The sequence below is a fragment of the Salifodinibacter halophilus genome (assembly GCA_012999515.1).
Lineage (GTDB): Bacteria > Pseudomonadota > Gammaproteobacteria > Nevskiales > Salinisphaeraceae > Salifodinibacter > Salifodinibacter halophilus.
The window spans coordinates 1-248 of record JABEEB010000527.1 but is presented as its reverse complement, the minus strand read 5'-3'; the positions used below and the strand labels follow the sequence as shown (position 1 = coordinate 248).

At 66.9% G+C, this 248-nt stretch carries 1 protein-coding gene; it reads right to left on the bottom strand.

The features are described from left to right. Positions 1-111: 111 nt before the first annotated feature. Positions 112-248 (bottom strand): hypothetical protein (locus tag HKX41_12715; GenBank protein ID NNC24997.1); only part of this gene is annotated, 137 nt, incomplete at its 5' end.

Sequence of the window (248 nt, the reverse complement as noted above, 5' to 3'; positions counted from 1 at the left end):
CTTCGGGGCACCTTCTCCCGCGAGCGGGAGAAGGAACGGCAGGCGGCGCTGTTGCTTGAAGCCCCTCTCCCGCTTGCGGGAGAGGGGTTGGGGTGAGGGCAGCAAGTCAGCTCAAACGCTCAACTGCGGCTCGGCTTCGAACCTGCGCGCATACCCGCGCTCCTCGGCCACCCGCTCGATCTCGCCATCGGCCAATCCCTGCGCCGCATACACCGCATAGACCAGATCGCCGTCGCGCAGTCCCACAT